The 25,919-nt window shown below is 35.6% G+C and carries 23 protein-coding genes and 1 tRNA gene; 16 read left to right on the top strand and 8 right to left on the bottom strand.

All coding sequences use genetic code 11. The features are described 5' to 3' along the window. Positions 1-47 precede the first annotated feature (47 nt). Positions 48-122: transfer RNA gene (locus tag EKM02_RS07110), tRNA-Pro, on the bottom strand. Positions 123-461: 339 nt separating this feature from the next. On the opposite strand from EKM02_RS07110, the gene EKM02_RS07105 reads away from it, so the two are divergent. The 6 genes from EKM02_RS07105 to EKM02_RS07080 all read left to right on the top strand — a co-directional run bounded on the left by EKM02_RS07105 (position 462) and on the right by EKM02_RS07080 (position 6,237). After that, positions 462-1,229, top strand: a complete 768-nt coding sequence (locus tag EKM02_RS07105; RefSeq protein WP_126453649.1) for a ParA family protein — start codon at positions 462-464, stop codon at positions 1,227-1,229. Between the two features lie 4 nt (positions 1,230-1,233). Further along, entirely contained in the window at positions 1,234-2,133 is a 900-nt protein-coding gene (locus tag EKM02_RS07100) for a ParB/RepB/Spo0J family partition protein (protein ID WP_126453647.1), read from the top strand. Next, a complete protein-coding gene (locus EKM02_RS07095) occupies positions 2,133-2,693 on the top strand; it encodes a DUF5683 domain-containing protein (RefSeq protein WP_126453645.1) in 561 nt (186 codons plus the stop codon). The genes EKM02_RS07100 and EKM02_RS07095 overlap by 1 nt, the downstream gene beginning before the upstream one ends. 245 nt (positions 2,694-2,938) lie before the next feature. Next, positions 2,939-3,667, top strand: a complete 729-nt coding sequence (gene dapB, locus EKM02_RS07090; protein WP_126453644.1) for a 4-hydroxy-tetrahydrodipicolinate reductase — start codon at positions 2,939-2,941, stop codon at positions 3,665-3,667. Positions 3,668-3,735: 68 nt separating this feature from the next. Next, positions 3,736-5,520, top strand: a complete 1,785-nt coding sequence (lepB, locus tag EKM02_RS07085) for a signal peptidase I (RefSeq protein WP_126453641.1) — start codon at positions 3,736-3,738, stop codon at positions 5,518-5,520. 90 nt (positions 5,521-5,610) lie between these two features. Further along, complete coding sequence (locus EKM02_RS07080) at positions 5,611-6,237, top strand: WbqC family protein (protein WP_126453639.1); 627 nt, start codon at positions 5,611-5,613, stop codon at positions 6,235-6,237. Positions 6,238-6,253: 16 nt separating this feature from the next. On the opposite strand, the gene EKM02_RS07075 is transcribed toward EKM02_RS07080, so the two are convergent. The 6 genes from EKM02_RS07075 to EKM02_RS07050 form a co-directional block, all read right to left on the bottom strand. Next, positions 6,254-7,300, bottom strand: coding sequence for an endonuclease/exonuclease/phosphatase family protein (locus EKM02_RS07075; RefSeq protein WP_126453637.1), 1,047 nt, complete (start codon positions 7,298-7,300; stop codon positions 6,254-6,256). A gap of 51 nt (positions 7,301-7,351) precedes the next feature. Next, complete coding sequence (locus EKM02_RS07070; protein WP_126453635.1) at positions 7,352-8,221, bottom strand: rhomboid family protein; 870 nt, start codon at positions 8,219-8,221, stop codon at positions 7,352-7,354. A 63-nt stretch (positions 8,222-8,284) separates the two neighbouring features. After that, positions 8,285-9,031 (bottom strand): rhomboid family intramembrane serine protease, encoded by a 747-nt coding sequence (locus EKM02_RS07065; RefSeq protein ID WP_126453633.1) that lies wholly within the window; start codon positions 9,029-9,031, stop codon positions 8,285-8,287. Then, entirely contained in the window at positions 9,028-10,869 is a 1,842-nt protein-coding gene (mutL, locus tag EKM02_RS07060; protein WP_126453631.1) for a DNA mismatch repair endonuclease MutL, read from the bottom strand. Before mutL ends, EKM02_RS07065 begins: the two co-directional genes overlap by 4 nt. A gap of 212 nt (positions 10,870-11,081) precedes the next feature. Continuing rightward, positions 11,082-11,654 (bottom strand): 6,7-dimethyl-8-ribityllumazine synthase, encoded by a 573-nt coding sequence (ribH, locus tag EKM02_RS07055; RefSeq protein ID WP_126453629.1) that lies wholly within the window; start codon positions 11,652-11,654, stop codon positions 11,082-11,084. A gap of 73 nt (positions 11,655-11,727) precedes the next feature. Continuing rightward, complete coding sequence (locus EKM02_RS07050; protein ID WP_126453627.1) at positions 11,728-12,501, bottom strand: tetratricopeptide repeat protein; 774 nt, start codon at positions 12,499-12,501, stop codon at positions 11,728-11,730. 232 nt (positions 12,502-12,733) lie between these two features. Between EKM02_RS07050 and recF the strand changes: the two genes are divergently transcribed. The 9 genes from recF to EKM02_RS07005 all read left to right on the top strand — a co-directional run bounded on the left by recF (position 12,734) and on the right by EKM02_RS07005 (position 21,416). Further along, the gene (gene recF, locus EKM02_RS07045) at positions 12,734-13,813 is read left to right on the top strand and encodes a DNA replication/repair protein RecF (RefSeq protein WP_126453625.1); all 1,080 of its coding nucleotides are present in this window, start codon (positions 12,734-12,736) and stop codon (positions 13,811-13,813) included. A gap of 78 nt (positions 13,814-13,891) precedes the next feature. Then, complete coding sequence (locus tag EKM02_RS07040) at positions 13,892-14,590, top strand: thioredoxin domain-containing protein (RefSeq protein ID WP_126453623.1); 699 nt, start codon at positions 13,892-13,894, stop codon at positions 14,588-14,590. Positions 14,591-14,596: 6 nt separating this feature from the next. Next, positions 14,597-15,268: a DUF2461 domain-containing protein gene (locus tag EKM02_RS07035; protein ID WP_126453621.1), complete on the top strand. Its 672-nt coding sequence runs from the start codon at positions 14,597-14,599 to the stop codon at positions 15,266-15,268. A gap of 5 nt (positions 15,269-15,273) precedes the next feature. Next, positions 15,274-16,350: a glycosyltransferase gene (locus tag EKM02_RS07030; protein ID WP_126453619.1), complete on the top strand. Its 1,077-nt coding sequence runs from the start codon at positions 15,274-15,276 to the stop codon at positions 16,348-16,350. A 2-nt stretch (positions 16,351-16,352) separates the two neighbouring features. After that, positions 16,353-18,200, top strand: coding sequence for an asparagine synthase (glutamine-hydrolyzing) (asnB, locus tag EKM02_RS07025; RefSeq protein ID WP_126453617.1), 1,848 nt, complete (start codon positions 16,353-16,355; stop codon positions 18,198-18,200). A 48-nt stretch (positions 18,201-18,248) separates the two neighbouring features. Next, on the top strand, positions 18,249-19,262 hold the full coding sequence (gene murB / locus EKM02_RS07020; RefSeq protein WP_126453615.1) for a UDP-N-acetylmuramate dehydrogenase: 1,014 nt from the start codon (positions 18,249-18,251) through the stop codon (positions 19,260-19,262). A 214-nt stretch (positions 19,263-19,476) separates the two neighbouring features. Further along, entirely contained in the window at positions 19,477-19,761 is a 285-nt protein-coding gene (locus EKM02_RS07015; protein ID WP_126453613.1) for a hypothetical protein, read from the top strand. A 6-nt stretch (positions 19,762-19,767) separates the two neighbouring features. Continuing rightward, positions 19,768-20,874 (top strand): glycosyltransferase, encoded by a 1,107-nt coding sequence (locus tag EKM02_RS07010; RefSeq protein ID WP_126453611.1) that lies wholly within the window; start codon positions 19,768-19,770, stop codon positions 20,872-20,874. After that, positions 20,865-21,416, top strand: a complete 552-nt coding sequence (locus EKM02_RS07005) for an RNA polymerase sigma factor (protein ID WP_126453609.1) — start codon at positions 20,865-20,867, stop codon at positions 21,414-21,416. The genes EKM02_RS07010 and EKM02_RS07005 overlap by 10 nt, the downstream gene beginning before the upstream one ends. 98 nt (positions 21,417-21,514) lie before the next feature. Here the strand turns inward: EKM02_RS07005 and EKM02_RS07000 are convergent, their stop codons facing one another. After that, positions 21,515-22,267, bottom strand: coding sequence for a glycerophosphodiester phosphodiesterase (locus EKM02_RS07000; RefSeq protein ID WP_199878468.1), 753 nt, complete (start codon positions 22,265-22,267; stop codon positions 21,515-21,517). Positions 22,268-22,531: 264 nt separating this feature from the next. Here EKM02_RS07000 and EKM02_RS06995 point away from each other — a divergent pair, with 264 nt between their 5' ends. Further along, a complete protein-coding gene (locus EKM02_RS06995) occupies positions 22,532-25,708 on the top strand; it encodes a TonB-dependent receptor (RefSeq protein ID WP_126453607.1) in 3,177 nt (1,058 codons plus the stop codon). Positions 25,709-25,919: the final 211 nt, after the last annotated feature.

Genomic DNA, 25,919 nt, shown 5'->3' with positions numbered 1-25,919 from the left:
ACATATTTATAAAATAAAAAAAGCCGAACACACTTGTTCGGCTTTTGTCGGGGTGGCAGGATTCGAACCTGCGGCCTCCTGCTCCCAAAGCAGGCGCGATAACCGAGCTACGCTACACCCCGTAAGCGGGTGCAAAGATAGCATTATTTTTTGCTTTAGCAAAACTATTACTGAAATTAAGAACTAAAATTATTTAGTTGGAAAATCAATATAAAAATCTAAATAAAAATATTTTTTCAAAGCAGAATGAATGCACAACTTCCCCTAGCCCACATTGCAACTCAAGTCCCGAACAATCGGGATTGTAGTGCACAGCTGAAATAGCTCCCATAAAATGAAATTCGTTTTCAAAACAAGAATGGTCAAATAGCGACTAATCAAGCATTAACAAATGTTAACAAAATAGATTTTTAGAAACCATAAATAATTGTATTTTTACGGTTCAAAATTTAGAAAAATAAATGGGCAAAATCATCGCGATTGCTAATCAAAAAGGAGGAGTTGGCAAAACTACTACGTCAGTTAATCTTGCTGCTTCATTGGGTGTTTTAGAAAAAAAAGTATTGCTTATTGATGCTGATCCTCAGGCCAATGCGTCCTCAGGATTGGGTATTGACGTGGAATCCGTAGAAATAGGTACGTATCAAATTTTAGAACACAGTCACACACCAAAAGAGGCCATCATAAAATGTTCTGCTATAAACGTGGATGTGATTCCATCGCATATTGATCTTGTTGCTATTGAAATTGAATTAGTCGATAAGGAGAATAGAGAATATATGCTTAAACTAGCATTAGAAAGTATCAAAGACGATTACGACTATATCATCATAGATTGTGCGCCATCATTGGGATTACTTACCTTAAATGCGTTGACGGCTGCTGACTCCGTAATTATTCCTATTCAGTGTGAATATTTTGCATTAGAAGGACTAGGGAAATTACTGAATACCATAAAAAGTATCCAAAAAATTCACAATCCGGATTTAGATATCGAAGGATTATTATTGACCATGTTTGACTCCCGTTTGCGTTTGTCAAACCAAGTGGTTGAAGAGGTTCAGAAACATTTTAACGACATGGTTTTTGATACTATTATTCAAAGAAATGTCAAATTGAGTGAAGCGCCTAGTTTTGGCGAAAGCATTATAAACTACGATGCAACAAGCAAAGGAGCTACCAATTACCTGCATCTAGCTCAAGAAGTTATAAAGAAAAACAGCAAATAGTTTTATGGCAAAAGCACTAAAAAAACAAGCCCTGGGAAGAGGATTATCTGCGTTATTGAAAGATCCGGAAAACGATATAAAATCCGTAAATGATAAAAATGCCGATAAAGTTGTAGGAAACATTATTGAGCTTGATATTGAAGCTATTGAAATAAATCCGTTCCAGCCCAGAAGCAATTTCAATGAGGAATCATTGCGGGAATTAGCAACTTCTATCAAGGAATTAGGTGTTATTCAACCAATCACTGTTAGAAAACTAGATTTCAATAAATACCAATTGATTTCAGGAGAACGCCGTCTTCGTGCCTCTACCCTTGTGGGATTGACTACTGTTCCTGCGTACATTCGGATTGCAAATGACAACGAATCGCTGGTGATGGCCTTAGTCGAAAATATTCAGCGCCACGATTTAGATCCTATTGAGATTGCCTTATCCTACCAACGTTTGATCGATGAGATTCAACTGACTCAGGAACAAATGAGTGAGCGAGTAGGGAAAAAACGCTCTACTATTGCTAATTATTTGAGGCTTTTGAAACTGGATCCTATAATCCAAACCGGAATTCGAGATGGTTTTATCAGTATGGGTCACGGTCGTGCGATAATCAATATTGAAGACCAGGATATTCAAACTGATATTTATCAAAAAATTGTCAGTCAAAATCTATCGGTTCGTGATACGGAAGCTTTGGTAAAAAACTATCAGGAAAGTTTAAAACCTAAAGTCGCCGGAAAACCAAAAACTGCATCCTTTGAAATTGCAGATACTCAAAAGAGCGTTTTTACAAATTATTTTGGAACTAAAGTCGATGTGAAAGTAGCCGGAAATGGTAAAGGAAAAATCACAATTCCATTTCACTCTGAAGAAGACTTCAAAAGAATCATTAAACTAATAAACGAATAGTGCATAAAATCATTTTCATAAGTCTGCTCCTTTTCACTTTAGGAAATCACACTGTTTTTTCCCAAACGGGAACAGAGGCGGTTTTGGTAGCAAAAGACACTTTGAAATCAAATGATATTGATCCGTTGACCCCAGCAAAAGCTGCTTTTTTCTCTGCAATTTTACCCGGATTAGGCCAGGCTTACAATAAAAAATACTGGAAAATACCGCTGGTTTATGGCGCCATAGGAACCAGTCTGTACTTTTACATCGACAGTAATAAAAAGTACCACCAATACAGAGACGCCTATAAAAGTCGCCTAGAAGGCTACACCACTGACGATTTAGCATTCTTAGACAACAATCGATTAATTGCCGGCCAAAAATTTTACCAGCGAAATCGTGATTTGTCCGCTTTGATAACAATTGCCTTTTACGCCCTGAATATTCTTGATGCGAATGTAGATGCAGCTTTATTACAATTTAATGTTGATGAAAACTTATCCGTAAGACCCGCTCTTTATCCAGATAATGTAACATTTAAGACGAATGTAGGACTAACATTTAATTATCAGTTTTAGACACAAAACCGGAAAGCTTAAATACAAAAAAAAGAACCGCTGCTTATGTTATTAGGTACTAAAATAGGAAAGAAATATTTTTTTATCCTCACTACCGTTTTACTGCTGCTCACCTTAGTGAATTATTCAGAAATTAAAGCGTTTGATTCGATCCGAATGAATGATTTCTTTTCTGGTTTTATCGCCGGTCTTTTAATAGGATTACTACTAATAGGAATTGTACACTATTCAAAAAAAAATAAAAAATGAAAATTGCGCTTTTAGGATACGGAAAAATGGGTCAGGTAATTGAACGGATTGCACTGGAAAGAGGGCATGAAATCGTTTTGAAAAAAGAGGAAAAGAACACTTTTGATGGACTTTCAGCAGCTGATGTGGCAATTGATTTCAGTGTTCCAACTGCTGCAGTGAGCAATATTTCCAGTTGTTTCCAGGCCAATGTGCCCGTTATTTCAGGAACCACAGGATGGCTGGAACAGTATGAGGAGATGGTGGCACTTTGTAATCAAAAAAAAGGCGCTTTTATTTCCAGTTCTAACTTTAGTTTAGGAGTAAATATTTTCTTTGAACTCAATGAATATCTGGCTAAAATCATGTCGAAATTTGACACGTACAAAGTAGCGATTGAAGAAATTCATCATACCCAAAAACTGGATGCACCTAGCGGAACTGCTATTTCATTGGCCAACGGAATACTTGCAAATAGTTCCTACACCAACTGGACCTTAGAAAAACCGGAAGCAAATCACTTGAGCCCAAACGAACTGGAAAAACAAATTCCTATAAAAGCAAAAAGAATTGGTACAATACCTGGCACGCATACCGTTAATTACAATTCTGCTGTGGATGCAATCGAAATGAAGCACACCGCGCACAATCGTGAAGGATTTGCGCTTGGGGCAGTCATTGCCGCTGAATGGATTGTAGGAAAGCAAGGCGTTTTCACAATGAAAGATGTATTAGAATTAAAATAAAATTATTCACCTGTTTGAGTACATTTCTAGCGAAACAATCTTAAATCTCAAACTTTAAACAAAAAACTATGTCAGTATACCAATGGTTTGTATTTTTTCTGCTAGTCCAGATTGTTCACTTTTTAGGAACTTGGAAACTATATGTGAGCGCCGGCAGAAAACGTTGGGAAGCCGCTATTCCTGTTTACAATGCAATTGTTTTAATGAAAATAATAGGACGTCCCACTTGGTGGACTGTATTGCTATTTATTCCAATCATCAATCTCATTGTATTTCCGGTAATCTGGGTAGAAACGCTACGCAGTTTTGGAAAACGATCCGGATTAGATACTTTTCTGGGAATAATTACTTTTGGATTATATATATACTACATTAATTATACCCAAAAATTAAATTATAATGCTGACAGAAACCTTAGTCCTGAAAACAAAACGGCAGACACTATTAGCTCCTTGCTTTTTGCTGTAATTGTAGCCACAGTTGTTCATACCTATTTCATTCAACCGTATACCATCCCTACCTCCTCCTTAGAAAAATCCTTATTAGTCGGTGATTTTCTATTTGTAAGCAAAATGAATTATGGCGCAAGAGTTCCCATGACCACAGTAGCATTCCCAATGGTACACGACTCTATTCCTTTGACAAAAAACAAATCATACTTGACTTGGCCACAATTGCCTTATATGAGATTGCCTGGAATTCAGAATATTGATCGTACGGATATTGTTGTGTTCAACTGGCCAGTAGATACTGTTCATTACTTTTTTGAACCAAAAGGAATCCCGGGTGTAATTAAACCGATCGATAAAGAATCAAATTATGTCAAACGTTGTGTTGGCGTTCCTGGAGATAATCTATATATTAAAAATGGAATTGTTTATATTGATGGAAAAGAATTGAAATTGTCTGAAAGAGCCAAACCTCAATTTTCGTATACTGCTAAGATTCGTGCTTCAGAAAATATAGATTATCAATCTTTATTTTCAGAATTAAACGATTATAATAGGGATACGGGCGGCTTTACAGACAAAAACAGCTTGTCATTTCCTGCACTTACGGATGAGATGGCTTTAAAATTAAAAAGTATTTCAGGAGTTTATGATGTACAAAAAATCGTTGATTCAACAAATACTCGTTTCTCTTATGAATTTACATACAGTGAAAAAATTGAGGATGAAGAGTTTCTAAACATGATTTCCAGACTTAAAGAATCGAAACAATTTTATATAAGGGAAATAGCTGGAAATAAAATTCTTATTGCAAATCTGACAAAAGATATTGTTGAAATACTAAAAAAACAAAAATCTGTCATTAATATTAAGGAGACTTATGATATTTTCCCTCACAGTGGCGATGATCAAAAGAATTGGACAAGAGATAATTTTGGTCCAATTTATATTCCCGGAGAGGGAAAAACAGTTGCTTTAAACTTGAAATCACTTCCTTTTTACGAAAGAATTATTACAACATATGAAAAAGACGAGAATGGCAATGCTAATAAACTTACAATAACTGGAAACGAAATAAGACTAAACGGAAAAGTAGTTAAAGAGTACACCTTCAAACAAAATTATTACTGGATGATGGGAGACAACCGTCATAACTCTGAAGACAGTCGTTATTGGGGATTTGTACCCGAAAATCACATTGTAGGGAAACCTATATTTATCTGGATGAGTATTAAAGGAATCAATGATGGAATTAAAAACTGGAGTATTCGTTGGGACAGGGTTTTCACAACGGTTAGCGGTGAAGGGCAACCGCAGTCGTATTTTAAATTATTCCTGTTAGGACTCGTTATTTTCTTCGTAGGAGAATATTTTTGGAAAAAAAGAAAAGAGGCGAAAAATTAGTCCAAAGTTCAAACGTCCAAAGTCATCAAGTTAGGATCTAATCTAACTTTATGACTTTGGACATTATAACTTTAAAAACTTTAGACAAATATGAATATTCTCATACACCCAACGTACTTCCCCTCGATTAGCAATTTTGCTGCCATGGTACAATCGGAGAGCATCACCTTTGAGGTTGCCGATAATTTTCAGAAACAAACCAATCGCAACCGCACTTATATTTATAGTCCCAATGGGATTCAGCTGTTGAATATTCCCGTGAAGCATTCAAAAGAAAGTCATCAAAAAACTAAAGACATCAAAATTGAAACCGACTTTGACTGGCAAAAACAGCATTTCAAATCATTGGAAGCCGCCTACAGAAGTTCTCCTTTTTTTGAATATTTTGAAGATGACATTCGTCCCATTTTTGAAAAAAAACAACTATTTTTATTGGATTTAAATTTTGAAATTGTAGCCCTTCTATCCAAATGTTTCCGAATAAAACTGGATTATACTACAACCACGGAATACTTTCATGAGGTTGATATCGAGATAATTACCGACTTAAGAGCTTTGGTCAACGGAAAAAAAGATCTTTCAGAATTTGAAAACTACACACAGGTTTTTGATGACAAACATGGTTTTATCAACAATTTGAGTGTTCTGGACTTGCTGTTTAATGAAGGAAAATACGCGATGGATTATTTAAAAAAACAAGAATTGATTATCAAATAAAGCACTTCTCTACTTGCTACTCATAAGACAATCGTGCCATAATAGGAAAATGATCCGAGTTAATAAATCGAGGAAAGTTTTCAAATTTCTTTACTGACATTTTCTCATCGGCAAAAATATAGTCAATTCTGGCCGGGTAATACCTGAATTTATACGTCTCTCCAAAACCGGTTCCGGCTTCTTCAAAACTGTCTTTCATGTTGCCCTTTATGTTACGGTACACGTAAGAAAACGCACTATTATTCATATCTCCGCAAATAATTGTAGGGTAAGTACATTTCATTTTGTGTTCCTTAAAAATCTCTGCTTGCTGTTGCTGTTGTTTGAACGCTTTGCTGATTCTGATAAAAAGCATTTGCGATTTTTGTTGATTAATGACCTCAATATTTTCATCAATTTCATCCACATCGGGAGAAATCTTGATAGATTGTAAATGCATGTTATAGACTCTGATAATGTCCTTTCCTTTTTTTATATCAGCAAAAATCACATTATTACTGGAGTTAGGAAACGTTATTTTCCCTTGATTAAGGATTGGAAATTTTGAAAATATTGCTTGTCCTGTTTTAATTTTATCGCCATTCATAAAAATATAACGATGTGGATATACCTTTAAATCAATATTACCCGAAGATGAAAATTCCTGAATACACACTATATCTGGATTATTATCATTTATAAAGTTTAAAATATCTGAGGGCACATCATCTCTATCGATCCACTTAAAAACATTTAGCAAGCGCACATTGTAGCTCATTATAGTAAAATCTTTTTCTTCTTTAATTACTTCCGGTGCTGAAAACTTATAGAATTTATTTATAAAAGTAATGCCAATCAATAATACTAAACCCGATACAATCAACTGTTTTTTGAATTGTATGGCCCAATACATAAAAAACAAGCCGTTTAATATAAAAAAAAGAGGCATAAAAAGTGTCAAAACTGACAAAAAAGGAAACGATTTAGGGGCTAGAAAAGGCAAAACATAGGCAGTAAAAGTCACAAGGGTAAGGACTATGTTCAAAAAAAACATTCCTTTGTTAAACCATGAAAGATTTTTCATTTTTTTCTATATTTTATTATTTAAACAAAAATGTTAACCACTTGAAAAAGCTTATTTACCTACTTTAAACAAGAACTCTTTCTCTTCTTTAGTCAAACTATCGTAACCGGACTGGCTGATTTTATCTAAAATCTCATCAATCTGTTGCTGTGCTTTATCTTTTTCAATTATTTTTGAAGCCGTTTTTTCAACAGGTTTACGGTAATTTTTGTGTACTTTTTTGAACGGTGTAGTAGGTTTTTTACGAAACAAATTTGTGAAAAAATCTAAACTACGAGATACAACTGTACTTAAATCCGTTCCATTTTGAAGCAATTTAATAAAAATAAAACCAAAAAGAGCTCCGGAAAGGTGAGAAATATGTCCACCCATATTTTCGGAACGCAGCTGCATCAAATCAATAATAATAATTACAGCGGTTATATGCCATAATTTGACATTTCCAATAATCAAAAGCTGTACGCTCATCAACGGATAATAAGTTGTAACAGCTACTAAAATACCCATGATAGCAGCTGAAGCCCCTACCATTGGCGCATTGATATTTAAAACATAAAACACCAGAATATAACAAATCCCCGCAAAAATGGCACTCAGAAGATACAAGCCCAACAACTGTTTGGAGGTAAAAAACGTCAAAAACAATCTGCCTGAAAAATTCAAAACAATCATATTAAAAACAATATGCATGATGCCGCTGTGAAAAAAAGCATACGAAAGCAACGACCATGGTTTCCAGAGCAAATCCAACGGATTAGACGACAAACTCACATATTGAACATAATCAATATGGACACTCAACACGGATAAAAGTGCAAAAAACAACCACGGAAGCACAAACAAAGCGACATTCCAAAAGAGTAGCTGAGTCACTATTCCTCCCATTTTGTATTGTAATTTCAGGTCGTCGATAATAATCATAAGTTAATTGGGATTTAAGAGCTGCTGTTTAGGTTATATACTACTTTAAAAGCTGTTAGACTTTTAATTCCAACGGTTCTTATTGAACTGATTTTTCTTCCAGTACCACGTAATAATAAAACCAAATAAGGCGCCACCAACGTGGGCAAAATGGGCAATTCCGCCACCACCAAAAATTGATTTTCCTGAAATACCCAGGTACAAATCGATTAACACTAAACCCGGAACAAAATACTTTGCTTTTATGGGTACAGGAATAAACATCAAAGACAACTCAGCATTAGGAAACATAAAGGCAAAGGCTACTATCGTTCCGTAAATAGCGCCAGAGGCTCCCACTGCAGTACCTACATAGGCACTTGTGAAATTCTGAAAATCAGAAACCGCTAAGATCTCCTGCCATCTGGTATCAATCTTACCTTCGTTCAAAATTTGCAAAATTTCTTGTTTAGAAAAACCATTAGCCATTAGCGTATTCAATCCGTCTTGAAAATAGTAATAATTGACTCCGGTATGCAACAACGCTGCACCTAATCCGCAGGAAATATAGAAAAACAAGAATTTCTTACTTCCCCACATTTGCTCTAAAGCAGATCCAAAAGAATATAACGCAAACATATTGAAAAAAATATGCATAAAACCGCCATGCATAAACATGTGCGTCACCGGTTGCCACAATTGAAAACTTGGGTTTTCCGGAAAATACAATGCTAATATTTTATAGGCGGGCTCTTTTATAATCAGTGTCCCTACAAAAAACAATACATTGATAATAATTAATTGTTTTACGGTTTCAGTAACGTTTCTCATAATGCAAATTTTTTATCTAAATCTTCCACACGCATAGTGATGAAAGTGGGTTTATAGAATGGGGAAACATTTGGGTCTTTACAGGCAAAAAGTCCGTTGACCAAATTTTCCTGTTCTTTTTCTGTCAGGTGTGTTCCTGTTTTCACGGCTAAACTTTTGGCCATCGATTTGGCAATCGTATCGTTCTGGCTGAAACTACTTTCTGGTATTCCGTCCTGCAAATCACTTAATAATTGTTCTAAAACCAGTGAAACTTCACTCTCCGTTACATTTACCGGTATTCCTGAAATAACAATATGATCGGTATTATTTTCTTCAAAAACAAATCCGGTATTCATTAATGATAATTGTAATTCCCCGATAAGCTCCATTTCGCTTGACGAATAAAATAGGTTCAAAGGAAATAATAACTGCTGACTTGAGGCTTGATTAACCGTCATATTGACCAAAAACTGCTCATACAAGACACGTTGGTGTGCCCGCTGCTGATCGACAATTACCATTCCGGACTTGATGGAGGAAACAATATATTTTTTATGTATTTGATACGTTTTATGAACAGAATGCTCCACTTCTTCGTCATTAAATAAAGACGAGGTAACTTCTTCATTTTCGAAAGTCAAATGCCCTATTTCATCCGTATCCTGTTTTAAGCCTACGTATAAACTTTCCCAATTAGCGGTTGGTTCTGGTTTTCTATAACTGGAAAATTGCTTACTGGGTTTTTCTTCAGAAAACGGATTGAAGTTGCCATCTACCTGAATCGTCGGTGTCGCACCTTCTAAATCTTTGTAATGATACGGAGTGTCTAAATTTGAATCGCGATCAAAATCTAACACTGGAGCCACATTAAACTGGCCCAAACTATGCTTTATCGAAGATCGTAAAATAGCATATAAAGCATGTTCGTCATCAAACTTAATTTCCGTTTTAGTGGGATGAATATTGATATCAATAGTGTTGGGTGGCACTGACAAATATAAAAAATAACTGGGCTGCGCACCGTCTTTCAAGATTCCGTCATAGGCAGCCATAACCGCATGATGCAAATAACCGCTTTTTATAAAACGGTCATTGACAAAGAAAAATTGTTCTCCACGATTTTTCTTGGCAAATTCTGGTTTGCTTACAAATCCTTGAATTGTTACAATTTCAGTTTCTTCCTGAACCGGAACTAATTTTTCATTGGTTTTACCTGAAAAAATATTCACAATTCGTTGTCGTAAAGTTGATGGAGGCAAGTTGAACATTTCACTGCCGTTGTGATAAAATGTAAAATGTATTTTTGGATGAGCCAAAGCCACACGCTGAAACTCATCCACTACATGGCGGTATTCTACGGTGTCCGACTTTAAGAAATTCCGTCGTGCTGGAATATTAAAAAACAAGTTTTTCACGGCAAATGAAGTTCCTTTAGGCAAAACAGCTACCTCTTGAGATACGAATTTACTGCCTTCAACAATAATATGGGTTCCAAGTTCTTCCTGATCTTGTTTGGTTTTCATTTCCACATGGGCAATTGCCGCAATAGATGCTAATGCTTCGCCACGAAACCCTTTGGTATGCAGTGAAAATAAATCTTCGGCATGACGGATTTTGGAGGTAGCATGGCGCTCAAAACACAAACGCGCATCAGTAACACTCATCCCTAAACCATTGTCAATGGCTTGAACCAATGCTTTTCCGGCATCTTTAATAATTAGTTTGATATCCGTTGCTCTGGCATCTACCGCGTTTTCGAGCAATTCTTTGACTACCGAAGCAGGTCTTTGAACGACTTCGCCAGCAGCAATTTGATTGGCAACATGATCCGGAAGTAATTGAATTATACTCGACATTAAAAAAATTAGGTTTAAAGTTTATCCCTTTGACTGTACTTCGACTTCGCTCAGTATAGACTTCTCCGGGCGACAATAGTTTATTATAAAACCAAGAAGCACAAATTTAATGAATTTCTACGGGGAATGGTAGCGTATTTAATCATAAATAAAACAAAAAACCTATACTATTTATGCAATAGTATAGGTTAAATAATTATAAATTTTTATTCTTATTCTTTTAATTCCAATGGCAAATTTTCAATTTGCAAAGCACCGGAAGACAGTAACTGTTGGTTATCGAACTGATGATTCAAAGAAGCCTGCTGGCGGATATAAGCCATTTTTATAGCAGCAATAGCTGCTTCAGTCCCTTTATTTCCATGAATTCCTCCGCTTCTATCAATTGATTGTTGCATAGTATTATCTGTCAAAACACAAAAGATAACCGGAACATCCGTTTGAACATTCAAATCTTTTATTCCCTGCGTAACGCCTTCACACACAAAATCAAAATGTTTGGTTTGTCCTTGGATGACGCACCCTATAACAATAACAGCATCCACATTTTGAGTTTGCAACATTTTTTTGGCTCCATAGACAAGTTCAAAACTCCCTGGAACATTCCACCGTATGATTTGTCCGGAAGGAACTTCATTTTCTAATAATGTCTTGAACGCCCCATCAAAAAGCCCTTCGGTGATGGTGTCATTCCATTCTGCAACTACAATTCCGAAACGAAATTTTTTCGCGTCTGGAACCATATTTTTGTCATACTCGGATAAATTTTTATTTTCGGTAGCCATCTTATTTAGTTTTCAGTCACAGTCGCAGTATGCAGTTTCTGGAAACTAAAAACTGTGACTATTAACTTTTATATTATTGTGCCAATCCTATTAAAACGTCAACTGAAGCAGCTTCTGGAGCGCCCTCATAATTTTCTTTGATGTCAGTAAAATATTTCAATGCCTCTTCTTTATTTCCTAGAGCCAAAGCTGTTTTTCCGGCCTTCAATAAGAAACGTGGTGTTGTAAAATCATTTTTATTAGATCCTGCCGCTTTTACATAATTCTCTAACGCTTCTTTTGGTTGATTTTTTTGAGAATAAGCATCTCCAATTGCTCCTTTTGCCAACGCACTTAAAACAATATCATCCGATTTAAATTTACCTAAATAATCAATCGCTTCAGTATATTTTCCGGTATTCAAATAGGCAATTCCAGCATAATAATTAGCTAAATTTCCAGCATCAGTTCCAGAATATTCATCTGCAATTTTCAGGAATCCAAATTTACCTTCTGAACCATTCAAAGACAACTTATATAAGGAGTCGCTTGCAACTCCATCGGTTGCTTTTTGGAAATTTTGTTGTGCCACGAACATTTCATTAGCGGCTTCATCTTGTTGTGGTGCAGCAATAAATCTTTGGTAAGCTAAATATCCAATAGTAAATAGGGCAGCCGCGGCAACTAATCCAATAATAATTTTTTGGTTTTTAGCTACCCAATCCTCCGTTATTGTGGCGGTTTGATCTAATTTAGAAAATACTTCTGCTGTTGTACTGTCCTTATCATCAACTACTACTGCTTCAACCCCGTCTTTTGTTTCTTTTTCTTTTGGTGCTTTATATCCTCTTTTATTGTAAGTAGCCATTTAAATTTAATTTAGTGAGTCGCAAAAATAAAATTTTTATTCAAACCCACACAAAAAATATGCTTTTATATTTAAAAAAAATATCTTAGAAGATTCTTTGTTTCCAAAGACAAAATAATTCTCAGAGAAAAAACAGAAAAGAAGGTTTTATCAATATTTTTCAATAATTTGCACCCACTTTGAAAAACCCATTTAAAAACAGCAAAGTTCTCAATACCAGCAAGCCTTACCCATGTATTTAAAAAAAATTTCACTGTTCAATTATAAGAATTTCTCCGAAGCCAATTTTGATTTTGACACTAAAATAAATTGCTTTGTAGGCAAAAACGGTATTGGTAAAACAAATGTGCTCGATGCGATCTACCATTTATCGTACGGAAAAAGCTATTTTAATCCATTGGCGGTACAAAATATCAAACATGGGGCGGAATTTTTCGTTATTGATGCAGCATTTGAAAAAAACGAAAGAACGGAACAAATTGTCTGCAGTCTTAAAAAAGGACAGAAAAAAATATTGAAACGCAACGGCAAAGTCTACGACAAATTCTCAGATCATATTGGGTTTATTCCTTTGGTGATAATTTCTCCAGCCGATAGGGATTTGATTGTGGAAGGCAGCGAAACCCGAAGGAAATTCATGGACAGTGTGATTTCGCAACTGGACTCCCACTATTTACAGCAACTCATTCAATACCAGAAAGTAATGAGTCAGCGCAATGCTTTGTTGAAATATTTTGCGTTAAATCATGTTTTCGATACGGACACGCTCTCCATATATAATGAGCAACTCAACGGTTTTGGAGATTATATTTTCGAAAAAAGAAAAGCATTTATAGAACAATTCATTCCTATTTTCAATACCCATCATCAAGCTATAACGGGTTCACAGGAAACCGTGCAACTCGTTTACGAAAGCCATTTATTCGAAAAAGACTTGTTGACCCTTTTACAGGAAAATATCAATAAAGACCGAGCGTTACATTATACGAGTGTAGGAATCCATAAAGACGATTTGGCCTTTGAAATTGACCAACATCCAATAAAGAAATTTGGCTCGCAAGGCCAACAAAAATCGTATCTGATTGCTTTAAAATTAGCGCAATTTGAGTTTTTAAAAAAACAAAGCGGTGTAAAACCAATTCTGTTATTTGATGATATTTTTGACAAATTAGACGAAAGTCGTGTGGCCAAAATAATCGAAATGGTAAACAGCGATACTTTTGGGCAACTTTTCATTTCAGATACCCATTCGGAACGTACGGAAGTTATTCTAAAATCGACCCATCAGAGTTATAAAATTTTCAACTTATAACTTTTATTTAGTACTTTATAAGATCTAAAAATTCAAAAAATACCTAATTTAGCATCTTCAATTTTAAACTCGATTACAATGAAATTTCATTCGATATTCCAGGCAATCATTGGCTTTGTTGTTTTATCGTGCAACGGGCAAAATTCTAAAGAAATCAAAAATATTGATTCAAAAGCCTTTGCAGAAATAATCGCAGCAACTCCAAACCCGCAAATTTTGGATGTACGAACGCCTGCGGAATTTTCGTCAGATCATATCGACAAGTCCGTCAATGTAGATTGGCTAGGAGACAGCTTTGTTGCTGGAACCGAAAAACTGGACAAAACAAAACCTGTTTTCGTGTACTGTAAAAGCGGCGGAAGAAGTCAAAGTGCCGTTGCAAAACTAGAAGAACTTGGCTTTACAAATGTTTATCAATTACAAGGCGGAATATTAAAATGGGACGCTGCAGGACTGTCTAAACCAAGCAACAAAATCACTGGAATGACTTTGCAGGACTACAATAAATCAGTAGACTCTGATAAAAAAGTATTGGTTAGTTTTTATGCGGAATGGTGTGCGCCATGCAAAAAAATGACGCCCTACATCACAAAAATGCAAACTGAACTAGCAGATAGCGTAACCATTATACGATTGGATGCCGACAAAAATAAAACCTTAATGACCGAAATGAAAATCAGTGAACTTCCTACTCTATTATTGTATGAAAAAGCAGCAGTAAAATGGATAAAATCCGGTTTCATTAGCGAAGAAGAATTAAGAAAACAAATACAATAGTACAAGATGCTTTCAAAAGAAACACTACAATTTCTTGATGATTTAAAAGCCAATAATAATCGGGATTGGTTTCTGGAAAACAAAAAACGCTACGAAAGGTTCAAGAAAGACTACCAACAACTAGTTGGGGATTTACTGGACGCGATGAAACCTTTGGATCCATCGCTGGAAATGCTAGAAGTCAAAAATTGTACGTTCAGAATCAATCGCGACATTCGGTTTTCTAAGGACAAAACGCCTTACAAATCGCATTTGGGAATCTGGCTTTCGTCTGGTGCCAAAGGGCTGAATCGTTCCGGCTATTACATTCATCTGGAAAAAGGAGCGAGTTTTATTGCCGGCGGATTGTACTGCCCGGAATCCGATGATTTAAAAAAAATGCGCAAAGAAATAGCATTTTTTCATGAGGATCTTGAAGCTATTCTTGAGAAGAAAGATTTCAAAAAAGAATTTAACGACTTTGATCGTAATGAAAAAAATACTCTGAAAAACCCGCCACGAGGGTACGAAAAAGAACATCCGGCTATTGAATTATTAAAACTAAAGAGTTTTGAGTCTTCACAGAAAATTGATTTTTCGGCAGCTGCCAAAAAAGATTTTGTTGCCGTAATGAGTCAAAAACTGATTGTGCTAAAACCATTGAACGATTTCATCAATCGAGCCTTAACTTCCGAGTAATTCAAATGATATCGACAAAAAAGAGAAGGATACTTTTTTTGGGGGAATCCTACAGAGCCGATGCCATCACCTGGATGAATGGACTCAAGGAATTTGGTGATTTCGAAATTATCACATGGGAATTGAAAACGCCCAGCGATAGTTTTAAGAACCGAATACTACGGATTTTCGAATTTAAATTTGCTATTTTCAAAATCAAAAAACTTATTCAATTCCAAAAACCGGATATGGTAATTGCGGAACGAACCACCAGTTACGGCTTTCTAGCTGCATTATCCGGAGTAAAACCAGTTGCAATCGCACAACAAGGCAGAACAGATTTGTGGCCTGAAAACTCTATCTCACTTCCGTTAAAAAAAATAATTCAGCATTACGCTTTCAAAAAAGCCGATTTAATTCATGCTTGGGGACCGGTGATGACTATTTCGATGCTGGAAGCAAAAGTTGACATGACCAAGGTTTTAGTATTACCAAAGGGTATTGATTTGGTACAATTTGGCAATCAAAACACTGCCAATCCAGAAAAAATATGCGCCATCGTGACGCGTTCTTTGCTACCGGAATACCGACATGACATTATTTTAAAATCGTTTGCTATTTTGAACCAAAAAGGGATAGATTTCGTACTTATTATTTTAGGAGACGGAACCCAACTCTTTAAATTAAAAGAGTTAGCAAAAAAATTAAACATCGAGAATAAAGTCAATTTTACCGGAAGGGTTGCAAATACAGCATTACCAAAACTATTGCAAGAATCTAATATCTACATCAGTATGCCTATTACGGAAGGCGTTTCTGCATCCTTATTTGAAGCAATGGCAACTAATTGTTATCCAATTGTAAGTGCTATTCCTGGAAATAAAAGCTGGATCGAGCACCAAAAAAACGGTCAATTAGTCCCCGTAGATGATTACAATAAACTTGCCGAAGAATTAATTTGGGCATTTGAAAACGATAAATACCGAAACGAAGCTGTTTCTATGAACAGAAAAATTGTTGAAAAAAATGCTGATTATAGTATTAACATGAAGATTATTGCCCATAAATACCACGAATTAATCAACCAAAATCAATCCAATTAATTATGTGTGGAATTAATGGAATCTTGCATTTACAATCTCAGAAAAAAGTAAACGAACGCGTTCTTACTAATATGCGGGATTCTCTGGAACATCGCGGCCCAGATGACAAAGGATTGTTTTTAGCAAATAATATTGGTTTTGGACACCGAAGACTTTCAATCTTGGATGTTTCAGTAGCTGGACACCAGCCTTTCCTATCCGAAGACGGAAGATATGTACTCATTTATAATGGCGAAATTTATAACTACAAAGAATTTTATCCAGAGTTAAAAAGTAATGGATTTGATATCAGAACGACCTCAGACACGGAGGTTTTGATGAAATTATTTCAATTGTACGGTTTAAAAATGCTCCACCGCCTAAATGGTATGTTTGCTTTTGCTGTTTGGGATACATTAGAAAAAAAGCTGGTTCTTGCAAGAGACAGAATGGGCGTTAAACCGCTATATTATTCATTTTATAACGAAACCTTTTATTTTGCATCGGAACAAAAAGCTCTTTTCACCGCTGGAGTTCCGCTAAAAATGGCACAAGACGGACTGGAAGAATACATTTTTAACCGATTTGTAGCTGGAGAAAACACGCTGTACCAAAATATAAAAAAAGTATTACCTGGCCATAGCATGACCATTGAGGAAGGCGGAAAAACCACTACAGAAAAGTGGTGGAATCTAAAAAATGAAATTCGAAACCACCCTGAAATAAAAAATCCGGTCGAATGGTTTCGGGAAACCTTTGATGATTCTGTTAAAATGCGCATGGTAAGTGACGTGCCTGTAGGTGTTTTATTGAGTGGTGGACTGGATTCCTCCTCTATTTTAGCCTCGTTACACCACCAGAAATACAACGGCATCCAGACGTTTAATATGGGTTTCAAAGAGAAAGAACACAATGAAGCGCATCTGGCAAAAATCCTGGCCGAGAAGTTCAATTATGGATTTCACACCATGCAATTAGAGGATGAAAATCTTTATAATCAGTTACTAAGTTCCACTTATTTTCAGGATGAACCCATCATGCATTTGAGTGAACCGCACCTTTTAGCGGTATCTCAAATGGCAAAACCTTCTGTAAAAGTATTGCTTTCCGGCGAAGGTGCTGATGAGTTAATGGGTGGTTATGTACGCTACAAAACCCTCCAATATCCCTCATTATTGAATTCTATTGCAGCCATTGGAAATCTAGATTTTTTTACAAAAAAACCACGCTACGAGAAGTTAATGCGTTATGCTAAAATTAGTAAAAAATCAGATTTAGTTATCTACAATGGCTCTACTATTTATCCAAATGATATTGCGGAAACTTTTGGAATCAATACCCCTCCAGGAAACGAATACCGGAAACAAATTTACAAAGAAGCAAAATCTTTGTATCCAGATAACTTGCGGAGACAAGCCCTTTATTTTGACCAACACACCTATTTATGCTCACTTCTGGACAGGAACGATCGCTGTACAATGGGCGCATCCATTGAGTGTAGAGAACCATTTTTGGACCCAAGATTAGTTGTTGGTCTCGGATCATTGGATGACAAGTGGCTCTTCTCAGGAAAAAAATGGAAATTCATTCTAAAAAAAGCAATGGAAGAACGTTTACCAAATGAAATTCTGAAATTCAGAAAAGTAGGTTTGAGTGCGCCTTGGGGCGATTATATCACAAAGAGTCCCGCCTTTAAAGACGAACTAGAGTCTTTCGCAAAAAGTGATCTGTTTCAAATCCCTTATTTTGAACATATTCACATCCAGAAACTGATAATGAATTTACAAAAAGGCGACACCAGAATGACGCCGTACATAATGCCGTTGTTTATGATGCATATCTGGATGAAAACGTATGCAACTAAATTTTAATCCTTACTTTTGGTGCAGGATTCAACAACACAAAACGCCCTTTCTTTTATGGAAATAGTACCTAATTTCTCTTTAAAAAAATACAACACCTTTGGTATCGAAGCCAAAGCAAAACAGTTTGTCGCCATTCATTCTATACAGGATTTGACAACTGTTTTACAAGAAAATAAAACGCAGCAAAAATTTATTTTAGGAGGAGGCAGCAACATGCTTTTGACAAAAGACATTGATGCCCTTGTGATTCATATCGATTTGAAAGGCAAAAAAATCCTTGAAGAAAACGAAGACTTTGTGTGGGTCAGAAGTCAGGCGGGCGAAAACTGGCATGAATTTGTGCTTTGGACCATCGATCAAAATTTTGGAGGATTAGAAAACATGTCGCTAATTCCCGGAAATGTAGGGACTACGCCGGTCCAAAACATTGGTGCTTACGGAACTGAAATCAAAGATACTTTTGTTTCCTGTGAAGCAATGACGGTAGCAAATCAGGAAATAAAAATTTTCACAAAGGACGAATGTCATTTTGGTTACCGGGAAAGTGTTTTCAAAAACGAAATAAAAAACCAATACATCATTACATCAGTTGTTTTTAAATTGACTAAAAAGAACCATAAAATCAATACTTCTTACGGCGATATTTCGGCTGAATTAACCAAAAACAACATCACCAATCCTACTTTAAAGGACGTCAGCAATGCTGTAATTACCATTCGACAAAGCAAATTACCCGACCCGGCAGCATTGGGAAACAGTGGCAGTTTCTTTAAAAATCCGATTCTGTTAAAATCCGATTTCGAAAAAATTTACAAGAAATTTCCTGAAATGAAATATTTTGATATTTCAGAAACTGAAGTAAAAGTTCCTGCTGGATGGCTGATAGAACAGGCCGGTTTCAAAGGAAAACGTTTTGGCGATGCCGGAATTCATAAAAATCAAGCGCTAGTTTTAGTGAATTATGGCCATGCAACCGGACAGGAAATTTTGAATGTTTCTAAAGATATTCAGGACACTATTTTTAAAATTTTTGGCATCCATATTGAGGCCGAAGTAAATGTGATATAGGCGCTAGGCATTACTCCAATAAATTTTAAAATCGTTGTACTAATCCCTATTCCTAATTCTCAAAAAACCAATCCTAAAATGTAATTCTAGAAATCTACAAAAATAAAAATTCTTGAAGGCGAGGCAATCATTGAATCCTTAAAAAAAAGTGGTCGATAATACGAACAGAATTCTGAAAACCCGATTCGTATAGCAGATTTATCTAAAAAAAACCATGATGCAAACTCGCGGTATTGTCGCCTTTGAAATTGAAATAACTGAAATTCAAGTCACAGAAAAATCATCTCATAACAGAGACGAAAAAAACCATCAAAACATCATTTCTGAGTTAGAAAAAACAAAATATTTTCAGTCAATAGCAGTTGCAAATGAGATGAAGAAATGCCTACTAAAAATTCTTTTAAAAATCATAATTTATAATTTACAATTCATAATTCTATCATACCTTTGCACCCTGCCGTCCCGAAGCTTCGGGATCGGGGATTTAAACACTCATTAAACTCAGATGCTTATACTAATTCTTTACTTTTTTATTTTTATTATTGCGGTTCAAATTTTTTATTATCTAGGTATTTTTGGGAAATTTGCTTTCGCCAAAATCCAAAAAATAATACCAAAAAGAATCCCCATTTCAGTTATTGTTTGTGCCAAAAACGAAGAAGAAAATGTAGCAAATTTTATCCCTTTACTGGCGGAACAAAACTATCTGGATTTTGAAATTGTCTTGATTGACGATGCCTCAAGTGATGCTACTCTGGCTGTTTTTGAAGGTTTTGAAAAACAATATCCAAATATTCGTTTGGTAAAAGTACAAAACAACGAAGCCTTTTGGGGAAACAAAAAATATGCGTTGACATTAGGAATAAAAGCCGCAAAAAAAGAGTATTTATTATTCACTGATGCGGATTGTTATCCCACTTCAAAGGACTGGATAACAGCCATGAGTTCTCAATTTACGATGCAAAAAACTATCGTGTTGGGGTATGGGAAATATGAAAAAATTGCCAACTCTTTCCTGAATAAAATAATTCGTTTTGAAACTTTGTTAACCGCGATTCAATATTTTTCCTGGGCAAAAACAGGACATCCGTACATGGGTGTAGGAAGAAATTTAGCGTATAAAAAAGAAGAGTTTTTCAATGTAAATGGTTTTATTGATCACATGCAAATTCGTTCCGGTGACGATGATTTATTTGTAAACCAGGCGGCAAATGCTAGAAATACCACTATTGCTTTCACGCCGGAAAGCATTACGCTTTCCAGACCAAAAAAAACTTACAAAGACTGGCTGATTCAAAAAAGACGACATGTGGCTACGGCAAATTATTACAAACCTTTTGATAAATTACAATTAGGTCTGTTTTACTGTTCGCAATTGTTATTCATTTTATTGCCCATTGTATTGCTGTCTTTTCAATTCCAATGGATATTAGTGCTTAGTTTAATTGCGCTTCGGTATCTTGTAACATGGATTGTCATCGGATTTTCGGCAGGCAAATTAAAAGAAAAAGATGTTGTATATTGGTATCCAATAATTGAATTGGTATTGCTATTTACTCAAATCAATATTTTTCTAACAAATACATTCTCAAAACCAGTCCATTGGAAATAAACGAACAGATAGAAAAAGCAAAACAAGGCGATCAAGTTGCCTTCACTTTTCTGTTGAATCATTACTGGAATGAAGTATATGGTTTTATGCTGAAACGCACCGAAAACGAAACCAATGCCGAAGATATCACCATTGAGACGTTCTCGAAAGCTTTTGATAAAATAGCCACTTACAATACGGAATTCCAGTTCAACACCTGGCTTATTGCTATTGCAAAAAACGTTCATATCGATTTATTGCGGAAAAAAAAATCGAGTCTTTTTGTAGAAATTACCGATGAACACGACCAGCAAGCCTACAATATTGCTGATACTACTCCATCTGCGGAAGATGAATTGATAACGGAACAAAATCTTTCCCGATTACTGCAATTCATTAAAGAATTGAAACCCCATTATCAAGAGGTGATACAGTTGCGTTATTTTCAGGAAATGAGTTACCAGGAAATTGCAACCAAGATTGATGAACCCCTAAGTAATGTAAAAATTAAGTTGCTTCGTGCCAAGAAATTATTGGCAGAAATCATTAAGAGTAGAAGGTAAATACCACACAAACCGCAACGCATCAATACGGTACAAAATAAAAGGCGATCTAAAAACAACTTTAGATCACCTTATAAAAACCCGTGTTTATCGTATAATTATCTTATGATTCTTTCCGGATAATCCGTAATAATTCCGTTCACCTTAAGCGCTTGTAAATTATTAATATCGATAGGTTCATTCACAGTCCAAGGATAGATTTTGAAATTATTAGCTTTCATTATCGCTACATTTTCAGTCGTTAAGGTCTTATAATACGGATTTATTGCTTGTGCGCTAAGTGTTTTTGCTGTTTTAATAATATTCGCAATGGGATCTTTATACGCCAGTAAACCAATCGTTATTTCCTTGCTTAAAGACCGCATAGTCTGCAATTCATCTACTCGAAAACTAGAAATAAAGAAATTCTTATTACTCCACCCTTTTTTCTTGTATTCTTCAATTATTCTGTACGTATCCGTTGCGGTATTTGTACCTTTCAATTCGATATTAAGTACCACTTTTTTATCTATCGTCTCAATCACCTCTTGCAAGGTTGGGATTTGATGTTTTCCGGCAACCAGCACTTTTCTCAAGTCATCAAAACTGTAGTCTTCGATTTTTCCTTTAGCATTGGTAATACGATCTAAATCATTATCGTGAAAAACAACCATTTCACCCGTTTTAATTTTGAAAACATCTATTTCTAACATATCCGCTTTTAATTCCATTCCTTTTTTTATTGATGCCAATGTGTTTTCGGTTTCATGCCCCATGGCTCCTCTGTGACCACAGACAACAAATTTATTTGGAGTACAATTTAAAAATAACAAGACTACTAAGGAGGCTAGCAATAATTTCATGAATTTCATAATTTCTGTTTAAAATTTAGTGGTAAAAATAACTCCTATAAAAGTTTCAACTATTAAGAAAGTATTAAGTTAAAAACATTTTACCAGCGCAAATGGTAGCCTTTAGCGATAAATCAGGTAGCAATATCTTAAAGAAAAGGATTCTTTTAACCTTGTTTTTAAGTTTTAATTAACACAAAAGCACACAAGTGTTATTGTTAAAATAACAGCTAATTTTCAATTAGTCAATTCCTTTGTCGGCATTAAAAAACAAAAAAAATATTCATGAAAAAACTCCAATTATTTTTATTTACGATTGTGCTGACTATTTTTGTTAGCCATGAAAATTTTGCCCAAACCACGCAGGCCTCGATCTCGGGAAGTATTTCAGGAATAAATGCAGAACCTCTTAAAGATGCAATGGTCCAAATCAGAAATGAATCAACCGGATTCCAAACCAGTTCGCTATCAAATTTTAAAGGGGTTTTTACTTTCAAAGAACTCCCATTAGGTGGTCCATACACAATCAGCGTTACGGCGATAGGTTATGGCCTGCAACAACGGTCCGGCTACTCTTTAAATCAGGGTGATTTAATAAATATTGAAATACTGATGCAGGACGAAATACAAAATCTTGAAGTGGTTGAAGTAGTAGGCAGAGGTTTAAAAAACAAAACAGGAAACTTAGGCGCAGCCACCGCGGTAACTGCAACACTTATTAATGCATTACCCGTAAATGGTAGAAACTTTACAAGTTTGATGGATTTATCGCCTTTGAGCAGAGGTGGTAATATTTCCGGACAGTTAGCCTCTTCTACAAATTATACGTTGGATGGTATGAATGCTAAAAACCCAACTTCAGCAGGGGCAACAACAAGCCGAAGCGGTGCTCCCTACTCCATCTCTATTGAAGCCGTGCGAGAATTCAAGGTAGTTACCAATCAATACGATGTGAGCTATGGCCGAAGTGGCGGCGGGACGGTAAGTGCCGTAACAAAATCCGGCACAAATGATCTTACCGGAAGTATGTTTGCCTACAATCGTGCAGACTGGCTCTCTAGTCCGTATGACATTAGAGGAAACAGACGTCAGAATGATTTTTCTACCACACAATACGGTTTCACTCTTGGTGGACCAATCATTAAAGACAAATTGCACTTCTTTGTTGCTTGGGACCATCAACAAGATTTGCGCCCTCTAATTATCGCTGATATTCAATCTCCAGAGGATGAATTACGCTTTAATGTCACAAGAGCAACACTTGACAATTTTGTAGCAATAGCAAGAGATAAATATGGAGTTTCCAGTTCCCCACAATATGGTTCTTTTGAGAAAAAACGAAATTCTGATGCGGCCTTTGCTCGTATCGACTGGCAAATAAACAATAATAATTTATTGACTGTTCGCAATAATTTTACTTACGATAATAATAAATTGGGACTACAAGATAATACTGCTATTAATTTATTTGAATCATCAGGTGATGACTTAAGTATTGACAATAGTATTCTGGCGTCTTTACGAACAAAAGTAAATGCAAGAGTTACGAATGAGTTGAAAGTACAACACTTGTATACTTTTCAGGACAGCAGTCCCGGCGACCAGCTGCCTTCATACAATATACCTCGCGCCATTGTAGAAAACGTTGCTTCAACAATTAACGGAGCGGTGAGAACGACTAATATCCAAATTGGCGGGCATCGATTTGCACAAGAAAAATTCTCTAATAATGTGTTTCAAATTGTAGATAATTTATACTTTAACACGGATAAAGTTAAATATACTTTTGGATTTGATTTAATGCACACCAATTCAAAATCGTTATATGGCAGCGAGGTAAATGGACGTTTCCATTTTAATAGCATTGCTAATTTTGAAAACCAAACGCCATATCGCTATTACAGAGAAGTACCCTTAGTAAGCGACCCTACGGTAACCTCAAATATATTAAACGCAGGAATATATGGTCAGTTACAAACCAAAATAGCATTAGGATTAGACATGACTTTAGGATTAAGATTTGATTATGCTGCATATCCAACAGCCACCTTTAATCAATTGGTTTTTGATGAACTGGGCATTCGTACGGACAACAAGCTCCAGTCGGCTATTCTTCAACCCAGAGTCCAATTGTCTTGGGATGTAAATGAAAACCACAAGGACTATGTCCGCATAGGAGGCGGAATTTTCGCTTCTGATTTAAACAACTATGCAATCATCAATAATTTATATTTTGACGGAAATCATACGGCTACAGTAGATGTTCGATCGCCTAATGTTCCGATGCCAAATTTCATTGATTATCGAAATAATTATGCAAGTATTCCAACTTTAGATGCGTTCCAATTGCCTACTATCAATTTTACGGGATCAGATGCTAAAGTCCCTGTCGTCTATAAAGCTAATGTTTCGTATTCCCATTTTTTTACTGAGAAATTAAAAGCTGGCATAGCAGGTTATGCAACTTTGGGCCGCAATAACTATGTATATGTTGATAGAAATATGGTTGCAAATCCATTTTTCACTTTGGCTAATGAAGGAAATCGTGGCGTCTATGTTCCGGCCAGTTCAATACCTGCAAATGGAGCCGGAGACTGGACGAAAGGCCGTATCAGTAATACACTAGGACGTGTGTTAGAATTAAACAGCGAAGGTAAAGTCAATCAATTTGCATTGGTGGTGGATGCAACATACCGTTATTTTAAAGACGGTGAAATATCCGCCAGTTATACCTTGAATGATACAAAAGACAATACTTCTTTTAATGGAAATGTAGCCAATACGGCAACTTTAGTTTTACCGGTTGAAGATGACCCCAGAGATTTGAGTAAAATGAGTTATTCTGATAATCACTTCCGCCATAAAGTAGTATTTTACGGAACCTTGCCTACATTTTATGGCTTCAGTGTTGGTGTACGTTATTCCGGTATTGGCGGTACGCGATACAGTTTATTATCAGGAGGAAATACAAATGCTGATTTTGTGACAGCATCAAATGATTTAGCCTACATATTTGATATCAATAACTCAACTGTCCCTCAAAACATAAAAACAGGTTTGCAAACCATACTCGACAATCCTAATGCAAGTCAAAGTTTAAAAAACTACATCAACAAATACTCTGGGAAATTAGCCGAAAGAAATGGAGGAATAAATGAATTTTACGGACTAGTTGATATTCGAATCAGTAAAAAAGTTACTTTATACAAAAAACAATTTTTAGAATTTACAGCGGATATCTTTAATGTTGCCAATTTATTACATAAAGAATGGGGAGTCAATAAATCCCTTGGAAGCCAGTCCTTATATGCTTTAGGCACACCGGCATCCGGAACAACAGCAGCAGTTCCCGGGTTTGACAGCAGCAGACAGCAATTTAATTATAGAGTTAATAATGCCGGACTTCCTTCGCTTTCCGGAAATCCGTTTCAAATACAAATTGGATTCAAATATGCTTTCTAAATGCAATTTATAAAGTAACAAAACCCAATCACAAAACGCATCCATAGACTTGGATGCGTTTTTAATTATGAATAACTCTATTAAAAAAACACTATTTATGAGTACTAAGTACTATTTAAGTTGAATAAACACACATAAACTTACTGTAATAAAAAAATAAATGCTAGATTTATAAAATAGTAATCTTGTTTTATGTGTTATAAATAAAAAC

It is taken from the genome of Flavobacterium sp. RSP49 (assembly GCF_003968735.1).
Lineage (GTDB): Bacteria > Bacteroidota > Bacteroidia > Flavobacteriales > Flavobacteriaceae > Flavobacterium.
The sequence above is the reverse complement of the archived record's forward strand: the minus strand, read 5'-3'. Positions and strand labels throughout refer to the sequence as shown.